This window comes from Flavobacterium fluviatile (genome assembly GCF_010645065.1).
Lineage (GTDB): Bacteria > Bacteroidota > Bacteroidia > Flavobacteriales > Flavobacteriaceae > Flavobacterium > Flavobacterium fluviatile.
On sequence record NZ_JAADZW010000001.1, the window covers coordinates 877531 to 896865 of the forward strand.

Genomic DNA, 19335 nt, shown 5'->3' on the forward strand with positions numbered 1-19335 from the left:
AAAATAAAATTCCAAATTCCAATTATTACAGCTGTACAATTGGAATTTGGAATTTTTTTATTGGAATTTTTCAGTTTTATATTGTTGGAATTTTCAGTTTCCAGCCCGGCTGTATCAGATCCGGATTTGAAATAATATCTTTATTGGCTTCAAAAATATCCTGCCATGAAACCCCGTATGCTTTTGCAATCTTCGAAAGCGAATCGCCATTTTCTACCGTATATTCTCTTGAAACACCCTGTGTAACTTCGATGTTCATTACCACATCCGCTGCCCTGTAATCGGGATCGATTTTATTGTAGGTATCCCAAAGTTTGTCTTTATCGGCAGCTGATTTAACATTGCCATCAATATACAACACACTGTTTTGCTCTCTTACCTGCAAGTTATCTACTCCTAAATCGGCAGCCAGATTGATTAATTCGCTGTATTTTTCCTGTAAGCCCATAACGTTATTATTTAATTATTAATTTATTATCGACTTTTTGAGGTTTCAACTCCTGTATGCTTTGGATCAAAGGCTGCAATTCGCTTCTTTTGATTTCTCCGGAAAGCGTTACCACACCACCGACAACTGTAGCACTAACACCGTCATAGGATTTGATCACCTTTCCAACCGATTTATCTAAATCCGCATCCGAATTGATAATAACGGCAGCAGCAGCAGGTTCTTCATTCGGAACCGGAATCTGGCAATTATTCACCACCGATTTTACTCCTTTAACGGCTTTCACAGAACGCTCAATGTTTTTTTTGAAAGCTTCGTCATCACAAGTTCCTACAATAGTTGCGACACCCTCATGAACTGTAACCTGAACCTCAGGTGTGTCTGCTAATTTTTCATTGATTTCTTTTTGAATGGCTGCATCTTTAGGCGTGCAAGCCAACAACGAAAGAGCAAGACTCATTCCCAATACAATTGATCTGAATTTCATAATACTATTTTTTTAATAATTAACAGCTTAAAATTAAACCAATTAAACAGTAAAAGATTATAAGATGATCTTGAGGCAGTTATATTTTTCCCAGTTATGATCAGCAAATTTGTATCATTAAATCAGAACAATTGAAATTTCTTCATCTAATTCTGTAAAGGTTTGCCGTAATAATATAACCACTTTATTTCTAAGCGAATGTACTTTTATAAAAAATATAAAAATTATGATACATCAATTAAAACCTTCAATATTAGTAGAAACACCCTTAGGAACAGGCCAGGCTATTTTTCTCATTGATTATGGAATGCATCAGAATACATGTTGGGTTGTGGCTTTGCAAGAAAATGGAGTTATCAAGCATTTTGACTGTAATGATGTCATTCTCTCTACAAATTATACATATGGAATGAATATCAGAAAAAATAATTTTGAAGATAAAAAAGAAGCTATTTAATACTTACATTACGATGATAACCATTTTTTTGAGCAATGAAAAATTCATTTACAAGATTACTAATAATTCTGACATCAAGTCTAAATATTTATATTACTTTCTGATATGCAAAAGCACTTAAAATCTTTCAATTTTTAAATTTTCAAATCATTAAATTATACTCTATATTTGCTATCGAATAAAACAGAATATGGAACAATTTGTAGTATCGGCACGTAAATACCGCCCGCAGACCTTTAAGGATGTTGTAGGGCAAAAAGCCATTACCAACACTTTGTTAAATGCCATTGAAAGCAATCACCTTGCTTCTGCCCTTTTGTTCACAGGACCGCGTGGTGTTGGAAAAACAACCTGCGCCCGTATTCTGGCACGTAAAATAAATCAGCCGGGATATGACGATCCTAATGAAGATTTTGCTTTTAACGTTTTTGAGTTAGATGCTGCTTCAAACAACTCCGTTGATGATATCCGTAACCTTATTGATCAGGTTCGAATCCCGCCACAGACCGGGCAATACAAAGTCTATATTATTGACGAGGTCCATATGTTGTCTTCTGCTGCTTTTAATGCTTTTCTGAAAACACTTGAAGAACCGCCAAAACACGCTATTTTTATTTTAGCAACTACAGAAAAACACAAAATCATTCCGACGATTTTATCCCGCTGTCAGATATTTGATTTCAAAAGAATTACAGTAAAAGACGCCAAAGAGCATTTGGCTGACGTTGCACAAAGCCAGGGAATCAATTTTGAAGATGATGCTTTGCACATTATTGCTCAAAAGGCGGATGGTGCGATGCGTGATGCATTGTCCATTTTTGACCGTGTGGTTTCTTACTGCGGAACCAATTTAACACGTCAGGCCGTCACCGAAAACCTGAATGTTTTAGATTACGAGACCTATGTTTCGATTACCGATTTACTTTTAGAAAATAAAATCCCGGAACTTTTACTAGCATATAATGATATACTTGCAAAAGGTTTTGACGGGCATCATTTTATTGCCGGTTTAGCTTCGCATTTCAGGGATTTACTGGTAAGTAAAACGCCTGCAACCTTAAGTTTGCTTGAAGTAGGCGAACAAGCACAGCAAATGTATGGCACACAGGCACAAAAATGTTCTCAGGACTTTTTATTGCAGGGAATAGACATTGCCAACGACTGCGATTTAAAATACAAATTAAGCCAGAATCAACGCCTTTTGGTCGAACTATGCCTGATGCAATTAGCCTCTATCAACTTTGATGGAGAAAAAAAAAAGCTGAGCAATTTATAATTCCGCCCACTTATTTTAAAAATGGAGGGTATTCTATAGTCGAAAGTCCCAAGTCCAAAGTCCAAAGTCATTCCGTTAAAGCTGAAAATCCAGCATCTAAAGTTGAAAATTCAGAAATTACAACTGAATCTGCAACTTCCCAAAAGACAGAAGCTGCTTCAACTCCGCAAACACAAACTCCCGTCACTTCACTACCTGAAGTTAGCGGAGAGCCTAAAGTTTCTGCTTTTTCCCTGGCAAGTATCCGCAAGAAAAAAGAGCTGGAAGCCAATAGCAAGTCTTATGTCAAACCTACTTCGGCACTGCTTACCGAAGAATTCTCTGAAACAGACATGCTTTTGTACTGGAACAAATATGCACAGCGCTTAGGGGAAAAAGGGTTCAAAATCATGGAATCGCTTTTATTGATTAACGACCCAAAATTAAACGGAACAGTCATTACAATTGAATTGCCAAACGAAGGTTCCAAATTAGATTTTGAAAGTCAGGTTAACGGACTTTTAGGCTACTTAAAAGGGCACTTACACAATCATGACATTACAATTGAAGTAATTGTAAATGAAACCATAGAAAACAAAAGAAGTTTTAACGATCAGGACCGATACAATCGTTTATTAGAAATCAACCCAAATATCGAACTTTTACGTTCGACATTCGGATTGGATTTGCCTTAGAGATTAATATTAATTTTCTATCATTATTTTTTTATCGTCATTTCGAGTGATTTTATAAAGTAGCGTGAGCATTTTTATAAAATTGTATCGAGAACATTTGCAAAACAAAACTTCTCGATAGATTTTTGGCTATTAAAATATCGTTTATGTACAAAATCTGTTAGCCAAAAACACTCGAAGTGACGCGTCGATAATAATCAAACTCAGGTTTAAACTATTATTTTTTTATTGCTTTTCTATTCTGAACAGACTATCTATTTCTTAATCCGAAATCGTAAACTTTCTGTAGCCATTTTTTTCTTTGCTCTTCCTTAGCCGTTTTGACGATTCCGATATAACTTACTTTTACAGGCTCAACACCGCAGAATTCTAAAGTACATTTCTTTAGCTGATTAACGCTCGGTCTTGCATAAATCAATCGGTAATACCAGCCGGGCTGATCTAAAGTGGTAATGATATGAGCCGTTTTTCCTTTTAGCAGTTTATCCCACCAAACCGAATTTTTGCGGTATTGGAATGTCATTCCGGGCAAAAACAAACGATCAATAAAGCCTTTTGTAATTGCAGGCAGGCCTCCCCACCAAACCGGATGAACCCAGACTAAATGATCGGCGTTTTGGATTTTTTTCCAGGCCTCGGCTAAATCCGGTTCTAATTCGGTTCGTTTTTGATAGCCAAACTGTAAATTCGGATTGAACTGTAATTCGGCTATTGTTATGGTTTCGACCTGAGATCCCGAATCAAGCACTCCTTTATGGTATTCATTAGCAATAGCAAAATTGAAACTTTCCGGATTTGGATGCCCGTTTATAATCAGTATTTTTTTCATGTTTTCTATTTTTTATACAAAAATAGTAGTAGCATGAAAAATCATACCGGACAAATGTCCTATAAAATCGCTTTTCGAATCCGGCTTAAATGTCTTGGTGTAATTCCTAAATAAGAGGCTAAATATTGGAGTGGAATTAACTGCAGGTATTTTTGGTGATTTTTATAAAGCTCTTCATAGCGTTGTGCGCCGGATAATTTTTGAAAAGAAATCATTCTTTTGTTCAGGTTTACGAATTCAATTTCGGTTAATTTCCTTCCTGTTTCCTGCCAGTTATAACCTGACTGATACAGTTTTTCCAAACTTTTCCGACTTAAAACCTGCACTTCTGTATCTGTTAAAGCCTGAATGTTTTCCTCTGCCTTTTCTTCTGTTATAAAACTGGCAAAAGAAGCCATAAATTCATTTTCAAAAGCAAAACAATTCGTAATCTCATCTCCTTTATGATTAACAAAAAAAGAACGTAAAATGCCTTTTTCAACAAAAACAACTTCGTTACAAACCTGATCTTCCTTCTGCAAAAATTCTCCTTTTTTTAGTTTACGAAATGTAATTAGATTATCTAAAAGATTTAACTCTTCTGAAGATAAATTTTGAATGGACTGAAAAACAGCTTTCATTAAATTCTGAATTAATTTTTTGAAGCAAAAACTTTTTCGATTCTTTTATCAGGAATGAGCCATAACATTGCTACAATAAAATAAGCAACACCAGAAATCCATTCGCTGTAAAATGAAGCTACAATTCCGATGATATACAAAACAGCTGAAAAAATCCCTTTAACTTCATACCCTATTGCTTTTGCCAGCACCGAATTTTTTCCTTCAGCAATAATTATAATTCGTTCAAGAATAAAGTAAGCTATAGCAGATAAAAGCAATATAGCGCCATACAAAGCCATAGCTGTCTTTGCAAAATTGTGCTCGCCCATCCAGCCTGTAGCTACCGGAATAAGGGAAAGCCAAAAAAGCAGATGCATATTTGCCCAAAGAATTTTTCCGTTTACTTTAGACAAACCATGAAGTAAGTAATGGTGATTATTCCAGTAAATCCCAACATAGATAAAACTAAGGATATAACTCAAAAATTTAGGAATAAGCGGTTTTAAATCGGCAAACTCATGTCCGTGCGGCACTTTAATTTCTAAAACCATAATGGTAATAATAATCGCTAAAACGCCATCACTGAAGGCTTCAAGTCTGGTTTTGTTCATTTAATAAATCCTAATTAAATTTTACCGTAGTACATTGCTTTTACGATTCCGTCAGAAAGTCCAATTTTTGGAACATAAATCTGGCGAGCCCCACTCCATTTCATTGCATTCAGATAAATACGTGTGGCATGGATAATTACATCGGCGCGATCGGAATTCAGACCTAATTCGGCAATTCGTTGCTCATAAGTCAAAGAGTTTAAAAAAGCATATTGTGAATTGATATAAATGTATGAAAGCGGTTTTTCCTGCTGCTTTCCGGACATTTTAAATAACTTATTGATGTTTCCTCCCGAACCGATAAGGGTCACCTCCTCGTAATCTTTTGTATTGGTTTTGATCCATTTTTCAATCTCATCCCAAACCACATCATGAACCATATTATTCAGCAAACGGACTGTTCCTGCTTTGAACGATCTTGAATTGATCATTTTGCCGTCTGAAAACAGCGTAAATTCGGTACTCCCACCGCCAACATCCACAAAAAGATAAGTCTGGTCTGTTCTGAGTAAATGGTGCAAATCTGTTGAAGCTATAATAGCCGCTTCTTTTTTCCCGTCGATAATTTCAATTTTTATATCGGCTTTTTTCTTAATCAGACCTACCACTTCTTTTGCATTGTATGCCTCCCGCATTGCTGAAGTTGCAAAAGCCATATAACGTTCTACTTTATGAACTTTCATTAAAAGGTTAAATGCTTTCATGGCATCAACCATTCTTTCTATATTTTCTTCTGAGATTTCACCAACCGTAAAGGCATCCTGCCCAAGACGTATTGGTACACGAACAAGTGAACTTTTATTAAATTGAGGCTCTTTGCCTTCCTGCTCAACAACATTCGATATCAGGAGCCTCATGGCGTTCGAACCGATATCTATTGCTGCGTATTTTTTTATTTTAATCATGCTCACTTTATGATTTGAAATTTAAAATTTGTGTAATTATTAATTTGTTTTTTGAACAGCTGCTTCGGCTATTTCGATTTTATTCTGGTAGTATTTATAAGTTTCCAGTTGTGCCCTGAAAGGAGCATGATGATTTCGGGCTTTATATTTATTGTCTAATTTATAAGATTGATATCGCACTTTTACATTCCCTTTCCAGGCAATATTAAAATTATCTATTAATTCTTTTTTAATCGATAAATCATAAATTGGGCAAGTAACTTCTACCCTTCCATCAAGGTTTCTGGTCATAAAATCGGCTGATGAAATGTAAACTTCGGTTAAACCGGCGTTTCCAAAAATATATACCCTTGAATGTTCCAGATAATTATCAACAATGCTGATTGCTTCAATATTCTCACTCATGCCCGGTATTCCCGGAATCAGGGAGCAAATTCCTCTTACCTGTAGCTGAATTTTAACTCCTGCATTACTTGCTTCGTATAATTTATCGATCATTTTAAAATCAGACAAGCTATTCATTTTTAGCTTTATATGTGTTTTTCTACCTGCCAACGCATGCAGAATTTCACGATCTATTAGTTTAATAAACTTAGTGCGTGTATAATGTGGCGATACAATTAAGTGCTTGTATCGATGCACCCGGTAATTGATGTCGAAGAATTCAAAAATTTTAGAAACATCTTTTAAAATTCCCTGATGACAGGTAAAAAGTGTTACATCAGTATAAATTTTGGCGGTAGATTCATTAAAATTCCCTGTCGAAATAAAACCATATCGTCGTGTTTTTTCGTTTTCAACTCTTTCAATGATACATATTTTACTGTGAACTTTTAAGCCTTTCATTCCAAAAATAAGCTCTATTCCTTCGGTCTGCATTTGTTCTGCATACGAAATATTCGAAGCTTCATCGAAACGTGCCTGAAGTTCGATTTGAACCACTACTTTTTTACCATTTTTGGCTGCGTTAATAAGCGAACTGATAATTTGTGAATTCTTAGCCAGACGATATAAAGTAATTTTGATGCTCGTCACTTTTGGATCTAAAGCTGCTTCACGCAAAAACTTAGTCAGGTACGAGAAAGACTGGTATGGAGCATGAACCAAATAGTCTTTTTTGTTTATTTTTTCCAAAATACTTCCATCGAGACTTAAACCCGGAACCGGCAAAGGTTCATTTGGTTTATACAGTAGATCGTAACGTCCTAAATTTGGGAAACTCATGTAATCCCGACGGTTATGGTATCTTCCACCCGGAATAATACTATCGGTTTCTTCTATTTTCATTTTATCTAAAAAGAAGTGCAGCGTATCATCTTCAATCTGACTGTCGTAGATAAAACGAACCGGTTCACCAATTCTGCGGTCTTTTACAGATGAAGCAATTTTTTCGAGCATACTTTTACTCAAATCGCTGTCAATATCTAATTGGGCATCACGTGTAATTTTGATCATGTGAGCCGAAACACTTTTGAAGTCAAATATATTGAAGATGCTTTTTAGTTTATAACGAATAACATCGTCGATTAAAATCACATATTGTTTGTCGTCTTCTGAAGGAAGCACAACAAACCTGTTGATATTTTTAGGAATTTCGATTAAAGCATAACGAACTTCATCATTAGCCAATACTAAACGAACTGCCAGATAACCCAAAGTATCTTTAAGAACCGGAAAAACAGCAAGGTCATTCAAAATGATGGTTACCAGTTCCGGACTCAACTTTTGCATGTAAAAGTCCTTTAAGAATATTTCCTGTGTTGGGCTGATCTGATCCTCGGTTATAATGAAAATATTTTCAGCTTCAAGTTCGGCTTCAATATTTCCTAAAATACGCAAACTTTCTGACTGCTGCTGAATAACAATCTCTGTAATATCTTTAATTAATTGATGTGCAGAAATACCGCCTAAATATTTTTCGCCGGAAATCCCTGAAAGACTCAGTCTCCGGATTGCAGCATATCGAACTCTGAAAAATTCATCTAAGTTGTTTGAAAAAATTCCAACAAAACGCAGTCGGTCTAAAAGCGGAACCGTATTATCACCGGCTTCCTGAAGTACTCTTGCATTAAATGCTAACCAGCTTTTTTCTCTGTCGATATATTTCTGTTCGTGCACGTTATTTATTTTAAATCTTTGGGGAAAATTGTTTTTTGGGTTTTGCCTTTATCAATCGTATTCCAGCTTTCTGAATCGAATTGCAGTGATACAAAACCTGAAGTTGGAACATTTTCTATAAAAACATCCCCAAATTTATTAACAAAATTTGTAATAGCCTCGTTATGTCCAAAAAGAATAACGCTTTCTAAACTATTATCACATGATTTAATAACTTTTTCGAGATGCCTTTCGTCAAAAGTGTATAATTCGTCCTTGAATAAAATACTTTCTAATGGGTATGATAAATTTTGAGCAAAAATGATCGCTGTTTCTAAAGCCCTGGCAGCAGTACTGCTCCAGATTGTATAAGTTTTAGGGAGAAACTTAGAAATGGCCCCTGAAACACAATGGGCATCTAAAATACCTCTTTTCATTAAAGGCCTGTCGAAATCTTTTAAAGGCGCTTCCCAACTCGATTTTGCATGTCTTATTAAAATTAAATTTTTCATAAATAGGATATTTTAAAGATAAATACCATTAAAAAAGTATTTCAATCCTAATTTACAAAAGAAATTTCAATAGCCTATGTTTTTTTTATTCTGTTAACATTTTATAACTAATCAACAGAAATTCAATAATGTAAGACCTTTTTCAAATTCATAAACTGCATTTTATTTAGATTAATAAATCTGTGCATAAAAAAAATAGGTCGCTGCAATACAATCGCAACGACCTAATAACTAAACCTGAATACTAACTTTCTTATCAAATTTCTACAAATTTTTCCGGTAATTTCTTTCGGTTTTCTGCATCAATTTTCAAGTATATCTAAAGATCTTTTTTTATCAAAAAAATATGTTTAACATTTTATGAATACAAACATAATTAAATCATCGATTAAAAACAAATAAAATCGACAAAATACACTTAAACATTAACAAATATAAGTAAAAACTTATTTTAAGGGGATAAACGCTGAATACTCCAACTAAAATTTGATTTGCATTTATAACAAATGCGGTCATGAAGTCTATTTGCTCTTCCCTGCCAAAATTCAACTTCAAGCGGCGTGACTAAATAACCTCCCCAATGTTCCGGTCTTGATATCGATTTGCCTTCATAAGCATTTTCGAGCTTTTTTAAATTTTCTTCTAAAAAAGATCTTGACGGAATCACCTCACTCTGATTCGAAACTACCGCTCCCAATTTACTTCCTTCCGGACGCGAATCGAAATAATTGTCTGATATAATTTCTGAAGTCTTTTGAGCAATCCCTTTTATAATAACCTGACGTTCCATTTCCTGCCAGAAAAAAGACAGACACACGTGCGGATTTGCTGCAATGGCCTTCCCTTTTTCAGAATTATAATTGGTATAAAAAATAAATCCTTCTTCAGAGAATTTCTTCAATAAAACCACTCTGGATTTTGGAAAACCATCTAATCCAATGGTCGAAACGGTCATTGCATTAACTTCTCCGCTTCCGCCAAAATCTTCTGCTTCATGAAACCACCTGTTAAAAAGATTAATTGGATCATCAGGAATAGAACTTTCTAATAATTCACTTTTTTCATAGGATTTCCTATAATTGCTTAAATCGTTCATTTTCTTATTTTTATAAGTTAATTATAAGATGTGAAATGTAAAATAATATCCGCCAAAGCAACAACCCATATTAGAATTTTCACTTTTCACTTTTTGCACTATTAAAATTCAAAAGAAACGCCGTCATCTGCTGAAAGTACATTTGGAAAAATAGTTTCAGCTTCTTCTTTAAAGGGCTCAATTCCTTGGTATCTTGTTGAATAATGTCCTAATATCAATTGCCTGGCATTCGCTTTTAAAGCAATCGTAGCGGCATCTTTCGCTGTTGAATGCAATGTTTTTTGGGCTAAAATCGCTTCTGATTCTAAAAAAGTAGATTCGTGGTACAAAATATCGACATTTTCAATAATCGGGATAATAGCTTCTTGATAGACAGTATCCGAACAGAAAGCATAACTTTTTGGTAGAGCCGGATCAAAAGTAAGTTTTTCGTTTTCGATTACACTTCCGTTATCAAGCGTAATATCTCCTCCATTTTTTATTTTCTGATAATAAGCCATATGAATATTATAACGCTGAACCGCCTCAACATTTAATTTTCTTTCGTCCGGTTTTTCTATAAAGAGATAACCGTTGGTATAAACGCGATGCTTTAACGGAATCGTCTTCACTATCACTTTCTTATCTTCAAAAACAACCTGGCTTTCTTTAGATTCTAATTCATGAAAAAACAAACTGTAAGTTGTCCATGATTCGGTCAGTTTCAATTGAAGCAAAATGAGTTCTTTAATTCCTTTTGGACCGTAAATATGCAAATCTGTAGTTCTTCCCAAAAGAGAAAAAGTCGAAACAGTTCCTATTAATCCGAAAAGATGGTCTCCGTGAAGATGCGAAATAAAAATGTGATTAATTTTTGAGAATTTAATCTTATTCTTTCGAAGCTGAACCTGAGTTCCTTCTCCACAGTCAATTAAAAACAGTCTGTTTTTGATTTCTAAAACCTGAGAAGTCGGATTGGTAATCGTTCTGGGAGTTGCCGCATAGCAGCCAAGTATCGTTAATTTCAATTTTATGTTTATTCGTTAATGTGGTAAATCGTTTAATTGTCTAAAATTAAATCAAATCGATTAAACCGTTAAACGAATAAACAATTAAAATCAATTTTAGAATCCTAGATCTCTTTCAATTTCTTCCATTTCGATAATATCGTGTGCTTCCAAAAGAGAAGGAACAACGGTCAATTTATCAGAAATAGCATTGAAATCAAGTTCAAAAGCTACAATTACAAACGATTTTTTTGCTTTTTTTTGTTGTTTGGAAAGAGGTAAAAAAAGTTTCAAATCACTTTCAGACAAATTGGAATCTGAAGTCAAATCGATTATAATATTGTGTTTTTCAAAGGTTTTAAACTGCTGCGTCACTTTATCAAGGAATGAATTAACATCTCCCTGAGTATCTTTAATGGTAACGGTATGTCCTTTTTGATCTACTTTCATTTTATAATTTGTGGGGCTTATATAAAAATTGATATTTCTGTAGGCAAAGGTACGAAGTTTTTTTATTGGTTGTTTCAGGTTTGGCTTTATGTTTCTAGTTTCAGAGTTGAAGTAACACGTTTGTCAGGCTGAGCGGAGTCGAAGCCCACTTTTCTAATTACGTTCTCAATCAAAAGCCCTTCGACTCCGCTCAGGTTGACATCACATTTAAACAACCTGAAACATTAAACCTGAAACAAAACTAAATCTACTGAATCTTAGAAGCCAGCAAATAAATAACCGCCATTCTAATGGCAACACCATTCTCCACCTGATTTAAGATTACAGAATGATCCGAATCAGCAACTTCAGAAGTGATTTCTACTCCTCTGTTGATGGGTCCCGGGTGCATGATTACGATTTCTTTGCTAAGCGAATCCAAAAGTGGTTTATCCACTCCGTATTGTTGTGCGTACTCACGTGTTGACGGAAAGAAATTCACATCCATCCGCTCGTTTTGTACACGAAGCATGTTTGCCACATCACACCATTCTAACGCTTTGCGTAAATTGGGTTCAACCGTAACACCAAGCGATTCGATATATCTCGGAATTAATGTTTTTGGCCCGCAAACTTTTACTTCAGCACCTTGCATCTGCAAAGCATATATGTTTGAAAGCGCTACACGCGAGTGCAGAATATCGCCTACAATAACCACTTTTTTTCCGGCAACATCGCCGAGTTTTTCTCTTATAGAATAACTGTCCAGTAAAGCCTGTGTTGGGTGTTCGTGTGCGCCATCACCTGCATTTACGATGCTTGCTTTGACGTTTTTGGATAAAAAATAAGCCGCTCCGGGATTGGAGTGGCGCATTACAACCATATCTACTTTCATCGAAAGGATATTATTTACAGTATCAATCAGGGTCTCTCCTTTTTTAACCGAAGACTGAGCTGCAGAAAAACTGATGACATCAGCAGATAAACGTTTCTGCGCTAATTCGAAAGAGAGTTTGGTTCTGGTACTGTTTTCAAAGAAAATATTGGCAATGGTAATATCTCGTAATGAAGGAACTTTTTTAATTGGCCGGTTAATGACTTCTTTAAAATGATCTGCCGTTTCAAAAATCAGGTTTATATCATTTTCGTTGATATATTTGATTCCTAATAAATGATTTACGCTTAATTCTTTCATTGTGTATGTTTATATATTTTATTTGTCTAATCTTGCATTTGTTAAATTGTTTAATCGTTGGTCTTTCCGATTAAACAATTAACCGGTTAACCGATTAAACTAATTTGTCACTAAGTGAACCACATCTTCACCATCATTTTCTTTCCAGCTTACTTTAACTTTTTCACCATTAATTGCATCTACCTGACGGCCGCGGTAATCGGGCTGAATTGGCAAATTACGGCTGAAACGTCTGTCTATTAACACCAGCAGTTCAATTTCTGAAGGTCTTCCGAAAGACTGAATTGCGGTTAAGGCAGAACGAATGCTGCGCCCGGTAAACAATACATCATCAATAAAAATGACTTTTTTGTTTTCGACTATAAAATTAATCTGGGTTTTATTGGCTTCAAGCGGTTTATCGGTTCTGCGGAAATCATCCCTAAAGAAAGTAATATCCAGATAACCCAGTGAAATTTCAGGTGTTTTGTATTCGCTCTCTAAAATTTGTTTTAAACGCTCCGCAAGAAAGACACCTCTCGGCTGAATCCCGATTAAAATAGTGTCTGAAAAATCAAGATGTTTTTCGATTAACTGACAAGCCAAACGATGGAGTATGATAGTAACTTCTTTTGAATTAAGTAATACTTTCTGGCTCATAATTAATTGTAATGATTGGTCGCGCAAATATACGGAATTGGAATTTATTTGTTGGGGTGTCAGTAGCGGAAATGTTTTTCAACATTAAAAATTAAACATATAGTCAAAGCAATTAGATAAAAACCTAATAAACATTAAAATTCCGTAGGAATGAACTAAATTGTAGCAACGGATTTCAATCCGTTGTAAAAGAAAACGACCATACATAAAGTTCCATCGGAACGGTTCATATTCATAAACGTATAGTATGTTTCGAACCTATGGTTCTTTTTACTTCATCCCGAATTTCAGACCGGATTAAAATCCGGCCCTACAATATTAAAACGAGCTGATGGCTCTTTAAAACCGAATGAACTCAGTGCTAAAATTCTTTCAGCACCCACAAGTATTTCATTACCAAACAAATAAGTTTTTCCTTATATTTGAGTAAAACAAAAACACCAATCATTATGAGAAAAATAATCGTACTATCCATGATTACCATCGATGGCGTCATGCAGGCACCCGGTGGTCCTGAAGAAGATACTTCAGGAGGTTTTGAATATGGAGGCTGGGTCGCGCCTTTTGGAGATGAAGAGTACGGCAAAGTCATGCAGGAACAAATGAAACCGGCCGATATTCTTTTGGGTCGAAAAACATTTGATATTTTTGAAGATTATTGGCCCAAACATGCAGAGGGCTGGCCGGGAATTAATGAAGTGAACAAATACGTTTTGTCTTCCACCAGAAAAAACTCAGACTGGGAAAACACTGAATTCCTTTCGACTATAGAAGACATCAAAAAACTCAAAAATTCAGAAGGCGGCGATATTAAAGTCTGGGGAAGTGCAACACTTGCGCAATTGTTACTTCACCATGATTTAGCTGATGAACTTGGGCTGTTAATTTATCCTGTTATTTTGGGTAAAGGAAAAAAATTATTTGATGATGGCGCAGTTCCTTCAGCATTTACGTTAATTGAAAGTACGGTTACGCCAAGTGGTGTGATTGCCGTTAGTTACAAACGGGCTGGTGAAGTGAAGACTGGAATTATTCATGATTAAACCAAAAATAGAATCATTTTTTCTCTAAAAAAGCATCAATGAAATTTATAATAGTTATTTTTGATACTATCAAATGATACTATCAAAATGAAACCTCCATACGAAATAACGTCTGAAATATTAAAACTAATGATGACTGTCTCTGAAAAGATTGGGGAAGTTAATGCCAAATATTTAGTCAAACAAAATCCCACACTTAGAAAACAAAACAAAATAAAAACAATTCATTCTTCATTGAGCATTGAAGGAAACACGCTTTCTGAAGAACAGATTACTGCTATTCTAAAAAACAAAAGAGTAATTGGTCCTGAAAAAGACATCCTCGAAGTTGTAAATGCTTTAGAGGTCTACAATGATTTAAATTCTTTAAAATATAAGTCGGAGAAAGATTTTCTGAAAGCGCATAAATTGCTAATGAAAAACCTAATCCAAAATCAGGGAGCGTACCGAAAAAGTGGCGTTGGAATTGTTAAAGGTTCGAAAGTAGCCCATATTGCACCGCCTTATGAAAATGTTCCATTCCTGATGAAGGATTTATTCGAGTACTTAAAGGATAAATCAGAAATCACCTTAATCAAAAGCTGTGTATTTCATTACGAAATGGAGTTTATCCACCCTTTTATGGACGGAAACGGAAGAATGGGAAGATTGTGGCAAACACTGATATTGATGAGTGAATATCCATTATTTGAATTTCTGCCTTTTGAAACTTTGATCTCAAAAAATCAGAAAGAATATTATAAAGTTTTGTCTGCCTGCGACAAAGAAGGAAAATCAACAAAGTTTATAACTTACATGCTGCAGATAATCGATACTTCGCTTTCGGGACTGCTTGAAAACTCAATGAAAAAACTAAACGAAACGGAACGGTTAGAATTATTTATTGAAAACACAAAACAGGAATTTACCCGAAAAGATTATATGAAATATTTTAGCGAATTATCTTCCGCCACAGCCAGTAGAGACTTAAAAAAGGGCGTAGAAAATCAAATTATCAACAAAAGCGGAGATAAAAAAACAACCATTTATATCAGAAAATAAAAAGCAAATGCAAGAAAGAACCAAACTGTTCATCCCAAAACCTAAAAACATATTTCTGTTGGAAGGTCTGGGTGCTTTGCTTACTACATTATGATTTTTTTCGTTCTGCGAAATTTCAATGACTTTTTTGGTTTATCAAAAAAACATTTTAGAATATCTTGCTGCTTTAGCGCTGGTGTTTTCATTCTATTCTGCTTCCTGTTATCTTAGTAAACAATCATTATTGGAAGTCGTTTTTAAAAATAATCCTCACTGTAAACATCCTTTATTATGTTTTAACAATTTGGCTTCTATTTTACCATTATCAAAGTATTTCAATTTTTGGAATCACTCACTTTTTAGGAGAAATAGTAGTCATTGCCGGAATTGTTATTCTGGAGATAAAGACAATAAAGCAGCAATAGTGATTTTAAAAATCCTGTAGGAATAAACTATTTTTGTAACAACGGATTTCAATCCGTTGTAAAATTGAACGACCAGAAAAAGTTTCACCAGAACGGTTCATGTAAATGCCTAATATGTGCCGAACCTACGGTTCTTTTATCTCATATCGAATTTCTGACCGGATTGAAATCCGGCTCTAAAAAATTAATCGGGCGATGGCTCTTTTATCAATATTCTTTAATTTTTAATCAAATACAAATCATAAAACTTTTCTCAAAAATTCTATAACACATTTTCCTTGTTCGTGAAGTAATTTTATTAATGAACTTAAAACTCAAAGTCATGCAAAATAAAATTACAAAATTGTTAATGGTATTGTTTATACTATTTTCATTTACAAGCTGCGAATTAGTTGGAGACATTTTTCAAGCCGGAATGGGCGTCGGAATATTTTTAGTGGTCTTTATAATCGCTATTATAATCTGGATTTTTGCCAAGTTCTTCAAAAGGTAGAAACACATTAAACATAAAAAATCCCAAATTCCATTATTCATTTTGGAATTTGGGATTTTGAATGTTATAATTTCAAATATTAAAGATTATACATCTTCTTTCTTTGTTCCTGAATCTTTTCATCATCAAGATACTCGTCAAATGTCATATAACGGTCGATAACTCCGTTTGGTGTTAATTCTACAATTCGGTTACCAACAGTCTGTGCAAACTCGTGGTCATGTGTTGTGAAGATTACAGAACCTTTGAAGTTTTTCAACGAGTTGTTGAAAGCTGTAATCGACTCCAGATCTAAGTGATTGGTTGGTTCGTCAAGCATTAAAACGTTAGCGCGCTCCATCATCATTCTGGAGAGCATACAACGTACTTTTTCTCCCCCTGATAAAACTCTTGACGTTTTTAAAGCTTCCTCTCCTGAGAAAATCATTTTCCCTAAAAAACCTCTAATGAAAACTTCATCACGCTCTTCTTCTGTTTTAGCATACTGACGCAACCAGTCAACTAAAGTTAAATCATTTTCGAAGTATTTGTGGTTTTCGGCCGGTAAATACGCCTGATTTGTTGTAATTCCCCAGTCGAAAGTTCCAGAATCTGCTTTTTGTTCCCCGTTTAAGATTTCGTAGAAAGCAGTTGTAGCACGCGAATCTTTAGAGAAAAGCACGATTTTGTCGCCTTTTGCCATATTCAAATCCACATCTTTAAATAAAACTTCCCCATCTACTGAGGCAGATAAACCTTCTACATTCAAAATCTGATCTCCGGCTTCACGGTCCTGATCGAAAATAATCGCAGGATAACGACGGCTGGATGGTTTGATTTCTGAGATATTCAATTTAGAAATCATTTTTTTACGGGAAGTTGCTTGTTTCGATTTCGCCACGTTTGCACTAAAACGACGAATAAATTCTTCCAACTCTTGTTTCTTCTCTTCTGCTTTTTTGTTTTGCTGTGCACGTTGTTTTGCCGCTAACTGGCTGGACTCGTACCAAAATGTATAGTTACCTGAGTAGTGATTTATTTTTCCGAAATCAATATCAGAAATATGCGTACAAACCGCATCCAAAAAGTGACGGTCGTGAGATACAACAATTACAGTGTTTTCGTAATTTGCTAAGAAGTTTTCTAACCATGCGATAGTTTCGAAATCCAAATCGTTGGTAGGCTCATCCATAATCAGCAAATCAGGATTTCCGAAAAGTGCCTGCGCCAAAAGGACACGTACTTTCATTTTTCCTTCCATATCACTCATTAAGGTATAATGGTCTGCTTCTGTGATTCCTAAGTTAGACAACATCGCCGCAGCATCAGAATCGGCGTTCCATCCGTTCATTTCTTCAAACTGAACCTGAAGCTCTCCTATTCGGTCAGCATTCGCATCATTATAATCTAAATAGAGTTCATCCATTTCTTTTTTAACAGCATACAAAACTTTATTCCCCATCAAAACGGTTTCGAGAACAGTATGCTCGTCGAACATGTTGTGGTTCTGGTTTAAAACCGACATACGTTTTCCCGGCTCCAAATGGATGTGCCCGGAAGTTGGGTCGATATCGCCCGAAATAACTTTTAAAAAAGTAGATTTTCCAGCACCGTTGGCTCCAATAACGCCGTAAATATTTCCGTGTGTGAAAGTAGTATTTACTTCGTCAAACAAAATTCGTTTGCCAAATTGAACTGATAAATTATTGACTGTTAACATGAATGTCTTTTTTATTAATTTGGTGCAAAAGTACGAAAAAAGGTGCTAAGTTACAAAGATGCTAAGGTGCTAAGTTTTTTTTGTGTTTTAAAACTTCAAAGTTTGCTTTCTTTCTCTAAAGCGACTTCCAGACTTTCGAAATTGGAAACCACTTTTTTGATTATTCCTTCTTTGTCTAAAATAAAATGTGTTGGAAAAGCATTCAAATCCAGTTTTTCATTCATATAAATTTTCATGTTTGGGATAACGGAATATGAAAGTGGTTTCCTTGCTAAAAATGTTTTCAATTGTTCCGGTGTGTCTTCGGCAAAACTTATAAAAACGATGTCTTTTCGGTGTTTGCATTTTGAAACTAATGCGTTGACTTGCGGAAATTCTTTGATACAGGCCGCACAATGAATGTACCAGCATTTTATGACAATAATTTTGCTTTTCATGGATTCATTGGTTACCAGATTTCCGTCTAAATCTTTAAAAGAAAATTCAGGAAAAGGTTTCCCTTCCATTTCATAATTTTTTAAGGCATCAAAAGCTTCCTGATTAATTGTTGCTTTGATACTGGTGTCTGATTTTGGGAGAATTTTAAACAATTTATAATTATAAACTGAATCAGCTGATTTTAATCGGATTGGTATAAAATTTTCGTTTGTCAGGGCATTCAAAAATGCTTTTTTGGAGATTTCTTTTGACTGGGAATCAAGAGCTGTAAAATCCCTGGACAACATTATCTTTTTATTATAAGCAGACCAATCAGTGAAGGTTTTCTGAATTTGAACTGGATCGACTTCGGGATTTCCGAATTTGTTTTGGGCTGAACAAAAGTTGCATATTAAAAATGCTGTTATAAAGATGAATTTCTTCATGGATTTATTGGATAATTTTAGGATTCAAAAGTACTTTAAAATTTGAGGGTTCTCGCAGATTTTGCAGATTTGAGCAGATTTTATATTATGCTTTTCATTAAAAGATTAATTCAATTTTAGAAAAATAACTAAGCAGCCAAACAGAAAAGTTTCTTGATCTCATTGAATGAAATCAAAAATAACTGTCAGGCTGAGCGGAGTCGTAGCCCTTTCGCTAACAAGCCTTCGACTCCGCTCAGGATAACACAATTGCTTTAAATTATAAATGTTTTTACAATAAACCTCACACTTTAAAACCTTATAATCAAAAATTTAAATCTTTACAAAAATCACTTATGAAACCTAAAGTCCTAGGTACTATCTTTAGTTCCTAATTTATTTTACTATTTTTTTTATATATGTATGACCGAGAGGAAACTTCTTGCGATAATTCACTGGATGTTTACCTTGTGTAGCCTCAATTTCTAAGTTGGGGGCTATTTTTTTCAAAGGTGTCTTCTACGAAGCCAATTGACCGAGAGAAAACTCATGCTCCTCTTCTTGGATATT

At 34.8% G+C, this 19335-nt stretch carries 22 protein-coding genes; 6 read left to right on the forward strand and 16 right to left on the reverse strand.

Translation table 11 applies throughout. The annotated features are described in order from the left end of the window. Window positions 1-76 precede the first annotated feature (76 nt). Entirely contained in the window at window positions 77-448 is a 372-nt protein-coding gene (locus tag GXM17_RS03195) for a LysM peptidoglycan-binding domain-containing protein (RefSeq protein ID WP_163397826.1), read from the reverse strand. Window positions 449-455: 7 nt separating this feature from the next. Beyond that, entirely contained in the window at window positions 456-935 is a 480-nt protein-coding gene (locus GXM17_RS03200) for a BON domain-containing protein (RefSeq protein ID WP_163397827.1), read from the reverse strand. A 226-nt stretch (window positions 936-1161) separates the two neighbouring features. Here GXM17_RS03200 and GXM17_RS03205 point away from each other — a divergent pair, with 226 nt between their 5' ends. Together GXM17_RS03205 and dnaX are read left to right on the forward strand one after the other, a co-directional pair. Continuing rightward, window positions 1162-1392, forward strand: coding sequence for a hypothetical protein (locus GXM17_RS03205; RefSeq protein ID WP_163397828.1), 231 nt, complete (start codon window positions 1162-1164; stop codon window positions 1390-1392). Window positions 1393-1582: 190 nt separating this feature from the next. Continuing rightward, window positions 1583-2668, forward strand: coding sequence for a DNA polymerase III subunit gamma/tau (gene dnaX, locus GXM17_RS03210; RefSeq protein WP_163397829.1), 1086 nt, complete (start codon window positions 1583-1585; stop codon window positions 2666-2668). A gap of 67 nt (window positions 2669-2735) precedes the next feature. Here the strand turns inward: dnaX and GXM17_RS03215 are convergent, their stop codons facing one another. Next, window positions 2736-2939, reverse strand: a complete 204-nt coding sequence (locus GXM17_RS03215) for a hypothetical protein (RefSeq protein ID WP_163397830.1) — start codon at window positions 2937-2939, stop codon at window positions 2736-2738. A 61-nt stretch (window positions 2940-3000) separates the two neighbouring features. Here GXM17_RS03215 and GXM17_RS03220 point away from each other — a divergent pair, with 61 nt between their 5' ends. Next, window positions 3001-3342 (forward strand): DNA polymerase III, encoded by a 342-nt coding sequence (locus GXM17_RS03220; RefSeq protein ID WP_163397831.1) that lies wholly within the window; start codon window positions 3001-3003, stop codon window positions 3340-3342. Window positions 3343-3592: 250 nt separating this feature from the next. Here the strand turns inward: GXM17_RS03220 and GXM17_RS03225 are convergent, their stop codons facing one another. The 11 genes from GXM17_RS03225 to pyrR all read right to left on the reverse strand — a co-directional run bounded on the left by GXM17_RS03225 (window position 3593) and on the right by pyrR (window position 13243). Next, on the reverse strand, window positions 3593-4171 hold the full coding sequence (locus tag GXM17_RS03225; RefSeq protein WP_163397832.1) for an NAD(P)H-dependent oxidoreductase: 579 nt from the start codon (window positions 4169-4171) through the stop codon (window positions 3593-3595). Window positions 4172-4230: 59 nt separating this feature from the next. After that, on the reverse strand, window positions 4231-4791 hold the full coding sequence (locus tag GXM17_RS03230) for a Crp/Fnr family transcriptional regulator (protein ID WP_163397833.1): 561 nt from the start codon (window positions 4789-4791) through the stop codon (window positions 4231-4233). An 11-nt stretch (window positions 4792-4802) separates the two neighbouring features. Beyond that, window positions 4803-5384, reverse strand: a complete 582-nt coding sequence (locus tag GXM17_RS03235) for a TMEM175 family protein (RefSeq protein ID WP_163397834.1) — start codon at window positions 5382-5384, stop codon at window positions 4803-4805. A gap of 14 nt (window positions 5385-5398) precedes the next feature. After that, window positions 5399-6289, reverse strand: a complete 891-nt coding sequence (locus GXM17_RS03240; protein ID WP_163397835.1) for a Ppx/GppA phosphatase family protein — start codon at window positions 6287-6289, stop codon at window positions 5399-5401. A 39-nt stretch (window positions 6290-6328) separates the two neighbouring features. Then, entirely contained in the window at window positions 6329-8407 is a 2079-nt protein-coding gene (gene ppk1 / locus GXM17_RS03245; RefSeq protein ID WP_163397836.1) for a polyphosphate kinase 1, read from the reverse strand. Between the two features lie 5 nt (window positions 8408-8412). Next, window positions 8413-8898 carry a SixA phosphatase family protein gene (locus GXM17_RS03250; RefSeq protein WP_163397837.1) on the reverse strand — a complete coding sequence of 162 codons (486 nt, stop codon included), beginning with the start codon at window positions 8896-8898 and terminating at the stop codon, window positions 8413-8415. Window positions 8899-9349: 451 nt separating this feature from the next. After that, window positions 9350-9994, reverse strand: coding sequence for a pyridoxamine 5'-phosphate oxidase (gene pdxH, locus GXM17_RS03255; protein ID WP_163397838.1), 645 nt, complete (start codon window positions 9992-9994; stop codon window positions 9350-9352). Between the two features lie 101 nt (window positions 9995-10095). After that, window positions 10096-11001, reverse strand: a complete 906-nt coding sequence (locus GXM17_RS03260) for a ribonuclease Z (protein ID WP_163397839.1) — start codon at window positions 10999-11001, stop codon at window positions 10096-10098. A gap of 96 nt (window positions 11002-11097) precedes the next feature. Then, complete coding sequence (locus GXM17_RS03265; RefSeq protein WP_163397840.1) at window positions 11098-11430, reverse strand: ribonuclease Z; 333 nt, start codon at window positions 11428-11430, stop codon at window positions 11098-11100. A 247-nt stretch (window positions 11431-11677) separates the two neighbouring features. Further along, complete coding sequence (locus tag GXM17_RS03270; RefSeq protein ID WP_163397841.1) at window positions 11678-12604, reverse strand: aspartate carbamoyltransferase catalytic subunit; 927 nt, start codon at window positions 12602-12604, stop codon at window positions 11678-11680. A gap of 99 nt (window positions 12605-12703) precedes the next feature. After that, on the reverse strand, window positions 12704-13243 hold the full coding sequence (gene pyrR, locus GXM17_RS03275) for a bifunctional pyr operon transcriptional regulator/uracil phosphoribosyltransferase PyrR (RefSeq protein WP_099708618.1): 540 nt from the start codon (window positions 13241-13243) through the stop codon (window positions 12704-12706). Between the two features lie 449 nt (window positions 13244-13692). Here pyrR and GXM17_RS03280 point away from each other — a divergent pair, with 449 nt between their 5' ends. The 3 genes from GXM17_RS03280 (at window position 13693) to GXM17_RS21545 (ending at window position 16224) form a co-directional block, all read left to right on the forward strand. Then, complete coding sequence (locus GXM17_RS03280) at window positions 13693-14286, forward strand: dihydrofolate reductase family protein (protein WP_163397842.1); 594 nt, start codon at window positions 13693-13695, stop codon at window positions 14284-14286. An 87-nt stretch (window positions 14287-14373) separates the two neighbouring features. Continuing rightward, window positions 14374-15327 (forward strand): Fic family protein, encoded by a 954-nt coding sequence (locus GXM17_RS03285; protein WP_163397843.1) that lies wholly within the window; start codon window positions 14374-14376, stop codon window positions 15325-15327. 726 nt (window positions 15328-16053) lie between these two features. Next, window positions 16054-16224 (forward strand): hypothetical protein, encoded by a 171-nt coding sequence (locus GXM17_RS21545; RefSeq protein WP_167522106.1) that lies wholly within the window; start codon window positions 16054-16056, stop codon window positions 16222-16224. A 79-nt stretch (window positions 16225-16303) separates the two neighbouring features. On the opposite strand, the gene GXM17_RS03290 is transcribed toward GXM17_RS21545, so the two are convergent. Next, the gene (locus tag GXM17_RS03290) at window positions 16304-17923 is read right to left on the reverse strand and encodes an ABC-F family ATP-binding cassette domain-containing protein (protein ID WP_163397844.1); all 1620 of its coding nucleotides are present in this window, start codon (window positions 17921-17923) and stop codon (window positions 16304-16306) included. 95 nt (window positions 17924-18018) lie between these two features. Next, complete coding sequence (locus GXM17_RS03295) at window positions 18019-18786, reverse strand: TlpA family protein disulfide reductase (protein WP_163397845.1); 768 nt, start codon at window positions 18784-18786, stop codon at window positions 18019-18021. Window positions 18787-19335: the final 549 nt, after the last annotated feature.

Coding starts and splice junctions, on each gene's coding strand:
- GXM17_RS03195 (WP_163397826.1), bottom strand. CDS start 448: ATGGGCTTACAGGAAAAATACAGCGAATTAATCAATCTGGCTGCCGAT.
- GXM17_RS03200 (WP_163397827.1), bottom strand. CDS start 935: ATGAAATTCAGATCAATTGTATTGGGAATGAGTCTTGCTCTTTCGTTG.
- GXM17_RS03205 (WP_163397828.1), top strand. CDS start 1,162: ATGATACATCAATTAAAACCTTCAATATTAGTAGAAACACCCTTAGGA.
- dnaX (WP_163397829.1), top strand. CDS start 1,583: ATGGAACAATTTGTAGTATCGGCACGTAAATACCGCCCGCAGACCTTT.
- GXM17_RS03220 (WP_163397831.1), top strand. CDS start 3,001: ATGCTTTTGTACTGGAACAAATATGCACAGCGCTTAGGGGAAAAAGGG.
- GXM17_RS03225 (WP_163397832.1), bottom strand. CDS start 4,171: ATGAAAAAAATACTGATTATAAACGGGCATCCAAATCCGGAAAGTTTC.
- GXM17_RS03230 (WP_163397833.1), bottom strand. CDS start 4,791: ATGAAAGCTGTTTTTCAGTCCATTCAAAATTTATCTTCAGAAGAGTTA.
- GXM17_RS03235 (WP_163397834.1), bottom strand. CDS start 5,384: ATGAACAAAACCAGACTTGAAGCCTTCAGTGATGGCGTTTTAGCGATT.
- GXM17_RS03240 (WP_163397835.1), bottom strand. CDS start 6,289: ATGATTAAAATAAAAAAATACGCAGCAATAGATATCGGTTCGAACGCC.
- GXM17_RS03250 (WP_163397837.1), bottom strand. CDS start 8,898: ATGAAAAATTTAATTTTAATAAGACATGCAAAATCGAGTTGGGAAGCG.
- pdxH (WP_163397838.1), bottom strand. CDS start 9,994: ATGAACGATTTAAGCAATTATAGGAAATCCTATGAAAAAAGTGAATTA.
- GXM17_RS03265 (WP_163397840.1), bottom strand. CDS start 11,430: ATGAAAGTAGATCAAAAAGGACATACCGTTACCATTAAAGATACTCAG.
- GXM17_RS03270 (WP_163397841.1), bottom strand. CDS start 12,604: ATGAAAGAATTAAGCGTAAATCATTTATTAGGAATCAAATATATCAAC.
- pyrR (WP_099708618.1), bottom strand. CDS start 13,243: ATGAGCCAGAAAGTATTACTTAATTCAAAAGAAGTTACTATCATACTC.
- GXM17_RS03280 (WP_163397842.1), top strand. CDS start 13,693: ATGAGAAAAATAATCGTACTATCCATGATTACCATCGATGGCGTCATG.
- GXM17_RS03285 (WP_163397843.1), top strand. CDS start 14,374: ATGAAACCTCCATACGAAATAACGTCTGAAATATTAAAACTAATGATG.
- GXM17_RS21545 (WP_167522106.1), top strand. CDS start 16,054: ATGCAAAATAAAATTACAAAATTGTTAATGGTATTGTTTATACTATTT.
- GXM17_RS03290 (WP_163397844.1), bottom strand. CDS start 17,923: ATGTTAACAGTCAATAATTTATCAGTTCAATTTGGCAAACGAATTTTG.
- GXM17_RS03295 (WP_163397845.1), bottom strand. CDS start 18,786: ATGAAGAAATTCATCTTTATAACAGCATTTTTAATATGCAACTTTTGT.